This window comes from Mycobacterium sp. 852002-53434_SCH5985345, assembly GCF_001667155.1.
Taxonomy (GTDB): domain Bacteria; phylum Actinomycetota; class Actinomycetes; order Mycobacteriales; family Mycobacteriaceae; genus Mycobacterium.
Map to the genome: position 1 here is coordinate 1 of NZ_LZIE01000067.1, position 2,372 is coordinate 2,372.

Annotated in this window: 2 protein-coding genes; one reads left to right on the forward strand and one right to left on the reverse strand. The window is 70.5% G+C overall.

All coding sequences use genetic code 11. The features are described 5' to 3' along the window. Positions 1 to 420 (forward strand): esterase-like activity of phytase family protein (locus A5756_RS17035; RefSeq protein ID WP_197505789.1); only part of this gene is annotated, 420 nt, incomplete at its 5' end. Here the strand turns inward: A5756_RS17035 and A5756_RS17040 are convergent. Then, on the reverse strand, positions 379 to 2,370 hold the full coding sequence (locus A5756_RS17040; RefSeq protein ID WP_082960049.1) for an ATP-binding cassette domain-containing protein: 1,992 nt from the start codon (positions 2,368 to 2,370) through the stop codon (positions 379 to 381). The genes A5756_RS17035 and A5756_RS17040 overlap by 42 nt on opposite strands. Positions 2,371 to 2,372: the final 2 nt, after the last annotated feature.

Here is a 2,372-nt window from a genome sequence, read left to right on the forward strand (position 1 = left end):
GTCACCAAGTTCGACGTCGCCTCCGGGGCGCCTACCGCGCAGTACGCCTACCCGATGGAGCCGCCCGCACCGCCCGCGGACGTCAACGGCCTCTCCGACCTGGTCGCGCTGTCGGACACGACGTTTCTGATGATCGAACGATCCTCCGCCATGCCGCCGACCGTGCGGATCTACCGGGCCGAGATCGGCGCGGCGACCGACGTTTTGGCCACCCCATCGATGAAGGACGCGGCCGTGACCCCGATGAGCAAGACTTTGGCGGTCGACTTGTCGGCCACGCCCGCACTGTCCCCCCTCGATAATGTCGAGGGCATCACGCTGGGGCCGAAGCTGCCCGATGGTCGTCAGTCGGTGGTGCTGGTCAGCGACAACAACTTCTCACCGAGTCAGGTCACTCAGTTCCTGTTGTTCGCGATGTGACGGCTTAGGAGCCGCGTGGAGGACCGGCCTCAGCCGGTAGAGGGCGAAGCCCGCGGCCGCGACGCCGAAGAGCATCAGCATCGTCATGTCGAACACCCACCAGCCGCTGTAGTGGGTCCACATCTGCGAGTTGGCGGCCAGCGCGTCGACCCTGCGCAGGTCAACGGTGGACGCCGACGCGGCGAAGCCCCACTGGGCCGGGACGAACCAGGAGACCTGCTGGAAGCCCCATTTGCTCACCAGCTGAACGAGGCTTCCGTTGAACAGCACGGACGCCAGGACCACCGGCAGCAGCAGGGGCAACACCTCACGCAGCGACGTCCCCAGCGCCGACAACGCGAGCCCGACCAGCGCGGACACGATGGCCGTCACCGCCACGCTCGCATACAGCTCGACCGTGGCGTTGTGCAGCAAAGCGGCGCCACGCGCGGGTCCGCCCCTGTCGGCGACGACGATGGCGAACACGATGGCCGTCAGGACGGCCGCGGCCAGGCCGAACACCAGGATCTTGGCGGCCAGGTAGGCCGCGGTCGACAGCCCGAGAGCCTGCTCGCGCCGGAAGATGCGCTGCTCGCGCGCCACAACCCGGATGTTCAGCGCGGTGCCGATGATCACCGCGGCGACGTTGAGCGCGGCCAGGATCTCGATGGCCTCGTGCGGGTGAGTGCTGCCCGGCCCGGGCCGGGCGAGCCCCGAACCGCCCGGTATCAGCAGGGTCAAACCCGCCAGCACGAACGGCAAGATCGCCAAGAGCACGAGATAGAGACGGTCGGCGAAAATCAGCCGGGCATCGCGGCGGGCCAGCAGCCGGATCTGCCGCGCCATGCGGGGCTCGGCGGGGGGCGGCGACGGGGCGGTGACCTCCGGCGGCGCCGTCAACGCCGATGCCGGGGGCCGGTCGCGGAAGGCGCGGTGGGTCCCCTCGGGGTCGGCGCTCACCCGCTCGAGCACCTCCGACCAGTCAGCGGTGCCCAACGCGGACTCGATCTGCAGGGGCGGCCCCAGGAAGGCCGGCGTCCCGGCTGAGGTGAGAACCAGCACCTGGTCGCACAGGTTGAGGTTCGTCACCGACGTCTGCGACGACACGGCCGCCACGACGACGCAGCCGATGTCGGCCTGGCGCCGCAGCATTGCCATCACGTGGCGTTGCTGCTCCGCGTCCAGACCGGCGCTCGGCTCGTCGACGACGAGCAGTGTCGGCCGGGCGATGAGCTCGACCGCCAGCGCGGCGCACCGGCGCACCTGGGGCGACAGCTTGCCGATCCGGCTGGATTCGTATGGTGTCAGCTCGAGCTCCTCGAGAACCTGGCTGACCACGCGGTCGCGTTGCTCGGGTGAAATGTCGTGCGGCAGGCGAATTTCGGCGGCGTATCTAAGGGCCTGGGCGACGGTGAGCTGGCGGTGCAGGCGGTCCTCGGACGAGACGATGCCAATGCGGGTGCGCATGGACGCCGGCTCGGCGTGCACGTCGTGGCCGTCGACGGTCACCCGCCCGGAGCTGAGTTGCCTGGTGCCTGCGAGCAGCCCGAGCAGCGCGGAGTTGCGTGCCGCCGACGGCCCGACGACCGCGGTGAATGTGCCCGGACGCGCCGCGAAGGAGATGTCCGAGAGGATCTCGCGTCCGTCGATGGCGAGACCCAGCTGGTATGCGACCACCCCCACCGTGCGCGCGTCGGCGTTGAGTGGCAAGCGATAGGTGGCATTCGCCTCCGCGGTGCGGAAGGAGGGGCGCGCGACGCGCAGCTTCGAGGTGATCATCCGCTCGATCAGGCCCGGGCCACCCTTCTCCTGGGCCTCGGCCGCGGCGGCGGGCTCGGCGGCCGGTGGCAGGTCGGGGCGGGCGGGCGGCTCGACCGCGGGCGGTTGGGGCGGCACGACGCGCATGCGCTGGGTCTCGCGCTGGGTGGGCGCCCGCAGGTTCGGGTCGATCGGAGGAGCGGGGGGCGACATCT